Origin of the sequence: Nostocoides sp., assembly GCF_035343835.1 — a bacterium.
GTDB lineage: Bacteria > Actinomycetota > Actinomycetes > Actinomycetales > Dermatophilaceae > Nostocoides_A > Nostocoides_A vanveenii.
Genome location: NZ_DAOQZV010000204.1, coordinates 1 through 5,933 on the forward strand (window position 1 = coordinate 1; position 5,933 = coordinate 5,933).

Genomic DNA, 5,933 nt, shown 5'->3' on the forward strand with positions numbered 1-5,933 from the left:
GCGAAGGCCTCGGCGAGCGCGTCTTCGGCCAGGTCTGGTCGACCGTGCCGCCGGATCAGTCCGCCGAGAAGGCGCCCCCAGTCCGCGCGGTAGACGTCCGCGAGGAGGAGGTGAGCGTCCTGCTCGGCGGGGGACACGGCATACGTCCTCGGGCGGCGCCCGTCAGGCCATGTCCAGGACCGGGGAGATCTGCATGTCGTAGCGCGGCAGCGCCTGCAGCAACTCCACGAGCGTGTCGAGATCGGGGGACTCCACGAGATAGAAGCCGCCCAGGCCCTCGAGCGCCTCGGCATAGGGGCCCTCGGTGAGGGTCACCGACCCGGCCCGCGTGCGCATGACCGTCGCGTCCTCGGGTCCACCGAGCGCTTCGCCGCCGAGGATCGCGACGCCCTCCCGCGCCGTGCACGCCGCGCCGAACTCGCCGAACTTCTGCATCAGCGCCGCCTGCTCGTCCGCGCTCAGGCTGCTCCACGGCGCTTCCTCGCCGTCACCGACCAGCAACACCAAATACTTCATGACTTGCTCCTTCGGGTCGTCGACGGCGGGCGCCGTCACCATGATGTCGCGCGACGCCCCCGCAATTCGACAGGCCCTTGACTGCCTTTGCGCCCGTATGCCGACCGCTCGCCCTGCGTGCAGTGCCCGCGCCGCACCGGTCGGCACTCCCGGGTCGGCGAGCGTCAATCCTCCCAGCGGAACACGCGCGCCGCGATCAGCCCGAACACCAGCGCAAAGCCCAGCAGGGCCGCCATCGGCACCAACGCCGCGCCCGGCCCGTCGCCGCGGACCATGGTGTCCAGCAGGCCCTGGTTCAACTGGCCGAGCGGCAGGAACTTCGAGACCGTCTGCAGCCACCCTGGCGCCTGGTCGAGCGGGATGAACGACCCCGACAGGAAGGCCATGGGCATGATGATGACGTTCGCGATGCCCGACGCCGCCTCGGCCGTCTTGGAGATCGCCCCGGCGATCAGGCCGATCGCCATGAAGGCCAGCGTCGCGCAGAGCAGCAGCGGCACGGCCATCCACCACGACCCGGTCAGCCTCAGGTCGAACAGCCCGACACCGACCGCCAGGAAGACCCCCATCTGGACGAAGGCCACCGCAATCGAGACGAGCAGCCGGGAGGCCACCAGCGCCTCGGTCCGCACGGGCGCGAGCCGGATGCGTCGCAACAGCTTGTTGGTTCGCCAGTTGACAAAGGGCATCGCCGCGTTGAAGACCGCGCCCATTGCCACGGCCCAGCCCAGCAGCCCGGGCGCGATGAACTGGATCGGCTTGAGCGATTCGTCCTCGACCGCGGTCGCGTTCAGGGTGAAGGCTGGTGGCTTGCCCGAGGCCGCGACATTGGCCCCGTCGACGAAAGCGCCCAGGGTGCCGCGCACGGTGGCCGCCTTGACCTGATCGGCCTGGCTGTAGTGGAGGATGACCTCATTGCCGCGCTGCTCGACGGCTGCGTCGACATCCCCCTTGCGCACCTCCTCCAACGCCTTCGCCGAGTCAGTGGTCTTGGTGACCTCGAAAAGGTTGTCGAACTGGCTCCTTGCCTCGGCGGGCAACTGATCGATCACCGCCACCGAGCCGATCTCGGTCAGCGTCGACTTGCTCACCCCCGCGTCGCGGAAGAGGAAGCCGAAGAGCACGAGGAACATCAGCGGGAAGGCCATCAGCCAGAACCAGTTCTGCTTGTCCCGCCAAAAGCCCTTCCACTGGGCCCGGGCGAGCGCAACGAAGCCATTCATGCGCGGTACTCCCGTCCGGTCAAGGTGAGGAAGACGTCCTCCAGCGTGGCGCTGGTCACCTGAAGTCCTTGCAGCGCATCACGTTCTGCGAGCGCAGTGAGCACCGGCGATGGATCGTGCGTGGTAAGGGCGAGAGTGCCGTTGTCGATGGTCGTGCTCTCGACGCCCGGCAGCTGCCGGGCGTCCGCCTCCGCGACCGCCCCCTCGCTGAGCAAGATCCGGTATGCCGCGCCCAGCCCGGTGATCAGATTGCGCGGTGTGTCGGTGGTCAGGATCGTGCCATGGTCGATGATCGCGATCTGGTCGCAGAGGATCTCGGCTTCGTCCATATAGTGCGTCGTCAGCACAACGGTGCGCCCCTCGGCGTTGATCGCGCGCAGGACGTCCCACAGATTGCGCCGGGCCTGCGGGTCGAGCGCCGCGGTCGGCTCGTCGAGGAAGACGATCTCGGGGTCGTTAATGAGCGAGCAGGCGATCGACAGGCGCTGCTTCTGCCCGCCGGAGAGGTCCTCGGTGCGCACCTTGCGCTTCTCCTGGAGCCCGACCAACTCGATCATGGTGTCGATGCGGGAGCGCGGCATCCCATAGAGCTCGGCGAAGCAGCGCAGCTGCTCATCGACCGTCAGACGTTCGAAGAAGGCGGACGCCTGAAGCTGCACCCCGATGCGGGGAAGCAGGGCGCGGTTGCGCGGCCATACGGGCTCGCCGAAGATGCGCGCCTCGCCCTCGTCTGGCTCGCGAATGCCCTCGATCATCTCGAGGGTTGTTGTCTTGCCTGCCCCGTTGGGGCCGAGCAGGCCGAAGAAAGTCCCTTGCGGCACAGTGATATCGACGTGGTCGACGGCGGTGAGGTCCCCATACCTCTTGACCAGCCCCCGCGTCTCGATGACGTTGGTCATAGCCAAAGCCAAGCACGTGACCGGCGAAACCGCATCCCAAGATCGGCGAACGGTCAGCCCTGCGTGGCGACCGCTGAGGAGGCGGCCGTGTTGGCGAGAAGTTCGTTTGTGTTCAGCCACCCGAGCTGGCGATAGGCCTCGAAGTCGTACTCACCGTAGAACTGATTCACCGTGCTTGTGAGCGGGAACTCGGGGTTGCGTCGCGCATAGCCGTCCAGTTCGGCATCGGTCACCGTGGACAGGACGTTCTTGACGAAATAGATGCGGCACACGACCGCCTCCGGCGCACTTTCGTATGCCGCGTTGAGCACCACCCATCCGCGGCTCGCCCGTGCGCCGCCCACCCCCGGGCGCAGCCGGTCGAGGGTCTGTCCGATGGCCGGGGTGATCAGCAGCCCGAGATCCATTCTCGCCGTGGTGATGGCGTCACTGAGCGCATCGAGTGAGCCCGCCGGATCTGCGGACGCATCAAGCGCGAAGAGCACCGCTGGCCGGTCGCGCAGCGCCTCGACGATGCCCGTGTTGTCGAAGTGGCCGCCGTCGCTGACATAGATGCGTGAGTCGGTGACCGATTGCTGGCCCAGGGCCTCTTTGAAGACGCGATAGGGCCCGGGCTTGTTATAGAGCCGCTTCCACAGCGTGTATCCCGCGCCCGGCGCGGGGCTGGGCGCTGCGAGGTCGCGGTCCGCGCTGACGGCGAGTGCGTAGTAGGGGTTCGGCAACCACACTCCCAAGCGGGCATTTCCGAGCGTCATCAGAATCCGGTAGGGCCGGACGATCGCCTGCTGGCGCCCGACGATGGGTGAGAACGCCGCACCGCTCGCGGCCATCGCGACCGCCAGCGTGGTGTCCGCACCGAGCGGATCCGCGACGAGCCCGTATGCCGTGGGGCTCACCCCCAGCGGCCTGCTCGCCTCGTCGAGGCCCCGAGTCCCGTTGTCTCGCAGGGGAAGACGGCTGTCGGTGATGCCGATATAGGCGCGCCCGGCGGCCGCATCCGAGGCGGTCTCGAATCGGAAGGTCGTGCAGCCGCGCTCCTCCGGGATGTAGTCGTGGTCGTTGAAGTTTGCCGCACACAGGATGCTCAGCTGCGGGCGTGCCGCCTCGTGCCGAGGGCGCTGCGGCCCGCGGGGCATATCGGCTGTGGCCTCCGTCAGGGGGTCCAGCGGGGCAACGAGAGCCGCGCCGAGCCGGGTGACCGGTCCGGCCGGATCAGCCACGCGCGCGGTCGGGCCGGTGCGCTTGACCAAAAAGGTCGACGCCAGGCGCTCGCGATAGAAGGGGTGCAGCGAGCTGGTCGTCGCATCGTTGAGGACCCGGACGCACGCGAGGAAGGCGAGTGGCACGGCATACGTCCAGGGGCGATCGAGGCGGGCGGGGTCCATCGTCAAGGCGCGCCCCATGTTCATTCCGATGATGCCGATGAGGGCCATGACGCCGATGAGCGCGGCCCACGGCAGGACGACACGCGTGACCAGGGTCGAAAGCCTGCCGGCCTTCGTGTCGGAATCGCCGTTGCCGCGCACCGACTTCCCCAAGGCCAGCAGCGCAGTGACTATTGCGGCCAGACCGGTCCAGCGGTTCGCCCACCCACCCGTTCGATCCCCGGAGTCGGCGCAGAAGGCGGGCAGCGGGCCCTTCGGCGGATTCTCGTCGGGGCCAGGGCACCGATAGTCCAGGAGCGCTTGAGCGTTCATTGTCACCGCGACATCGGGCCCGGTGTGGCGGCCGGCGCCGGGCGCGGCAACTGTCGGCCATAGGGCCGCGTTGTCCGTGCCGCTCGTGCCGCACGCGCCGAAGTCGAAGGGGATGTCGGTAGCGCTCGTTGCGTTGGCGGTGCGCCGCCAGGCGATTCGAGCTTCGCGAACGAAGCTCTCGCGCAACGCCCTTCGACATACCGGCGCATCAACCAAGCCGGCGGCCCGGATGCCGCTGGCGATCAGCGCAGTGGGCTGATTGCCCACTGCGGCATTGTGGCTGAGGACGACGAACTGCGGGATCGCGATCAACGCGGCGCCGACGGCGGCGGCTAGGGCCAGGGGCACATAAGCCGGTGTCAAGGTGGGCACCCGATCACGCCGGTACTTCAGACGCACGATAGCTATGACGAACCAGGTGAAAGCACTCAACGCCAGGCCGACGACGAGCGTGCGCAGCGGCGTGCTGACGGTGAACTGCGCAGTCACCCGATCGAGGCGGGCCACGCCCTGGTGCGGCATCCGGTCGAGGAACCACACGCCATACGCCGTGACGAGCCACATCGTCATCACGAGCATGCCGACATTGGCCACGATGCCGTTGGCCACGGCGAGCAGTGCGCGACCCCACGCCGCGGCGCTCGGGACGAGGAACGCGGAGCGGCGGCGCAACCAGTCCATCTCCGGTGAGTCGGACGCAAAGAGCTCCGGTTCACCTTGTGCGACAACGCAGTTGCGCCGCGCGAGATGCATGGCGGTCGCGGTGTAGCCACCGCCGGACACCCCGTAGACGCGATCGGTCTTGGCATAGATCCCAGCGTCCATCAGGCGTTGTAGTCCGCCGAGACAAAAGGCTGCGGAGCGGATGCCACCACCGGAACAGGCAATCGCGACGCCGGTGTGCGTCCGAGCCGTCAGTTCCGCTGGCACCAGTCCGCTCGTGCCGCCTGAGGGTGCTCGCCGCCCGCCGAGCGCGACTGGGATGGCCCGGCTCAAGGTCACCGCACCGGCACTGACGGCAATGGTCGAAGCGACCAGCAGCACCAGCCAGCCGCGGGGCTGCGGCGGAAGCCGTCGTGGCAGAGGGAAGCCGACCCACTGCTCGACCAGCCACGGAAGCAGCATCGCGGCCAGGATCCCGGCGCCGATCGCTGCCCCTACTGCCTTCCCGTATGTCGCCCACCCCCCACCCGCGCCATCCTGACCGAGTGGCCGAAGCCGGTCGGGCAGCCGACGGACGTGGTCGAGGGTCATGCCGGCTTGGAAGAACGCCCATGCCGCGGGCACGGCGGCGATCCACCAGTCTCCCGCGCGAGGATGACCCACCATCAACACGGGCAGCGCCAGCCCGGCCGCGGGGGCCGAGCGAGCAGCGCTGCGGCGTATTTGGTGGACGAGAACGGCCCGAGCCAGTTGCCCCGGCTCGCTCAGCGTTCCGCGCAGCGCCATGGCGCGTCCTCCTTGCCGCTCCTCCGCCCGATCGGGCGAGCTATCAGGGAGGAGCACGTCGGGGCCTCCGCTGATACATCCCCCCGCCCCGCCCCCCGTCGAGTGGCCGGTTCAGGGTCGTCGAGTGGCCGGTTCAGGGTCGTCGAGTG

Annotated in this window: 4 protein-coding genes; all 4 read right to left on the bottom strand. The window is 68.5% G+C overall.

Features of this window, described 5'->3' with window-relative positions:
* Nucleotides 1–162 precede the first annotated feature (162 nt).
* Nucleotides 163–516 carry a YciI family protein gene (locus tag PKH97_RS12840; protein WP_324387885.1) on the bottom strand — a complete coding sequence of 118 codons (354 nt, stop codon included), beginning with the start codon at nt 514–516 and terminating at the stop codon, nt 163–165.
* 164 nt (nt 517–680) lie between these two features.
* Nucleotides 681–1,739 carry an ABC transporter permease gene (locus PKH97_RS12845; RefSeq protein ID WP_324387886.1) on the bottom strand — a complete coding sequence of 353 codons (1,059 nt, stop codon included), beginning with the start codon at nt 1,737–1,739 and terminating at the stop codon, nt 681–683.
* Nucleotides 1,736–2,638, bottom strand: a complete 903-nt coding sequence (locus tag PKH97_RS12850; protein ID WP_324387887.1) for an ABC transporter ATP-binding protein — start codon at nt 2,636–2,638, stop codon at nt 1,736–1,738. Before PKH97_RS12850 ends, PKH97_RS12845 begins: the two co-directional genes overlap by 4 nt.
* Nucleotides 2,639–2,691: 53 nt before the next feature.
* Nucleotides 2,692–5,784 (bottom strand): hypothetical protein, encoded by a 3,093-nt coding sequence (locus tag PKH97_RS12855; RefSeq protein WP_324387888.1) that lies wholly within the window; start codon nt 5,782–5,784, stop codon nt 2,692–2,694.
* Nucleotides 5,785–5,933: the final 149 nt, after the last annotated feature.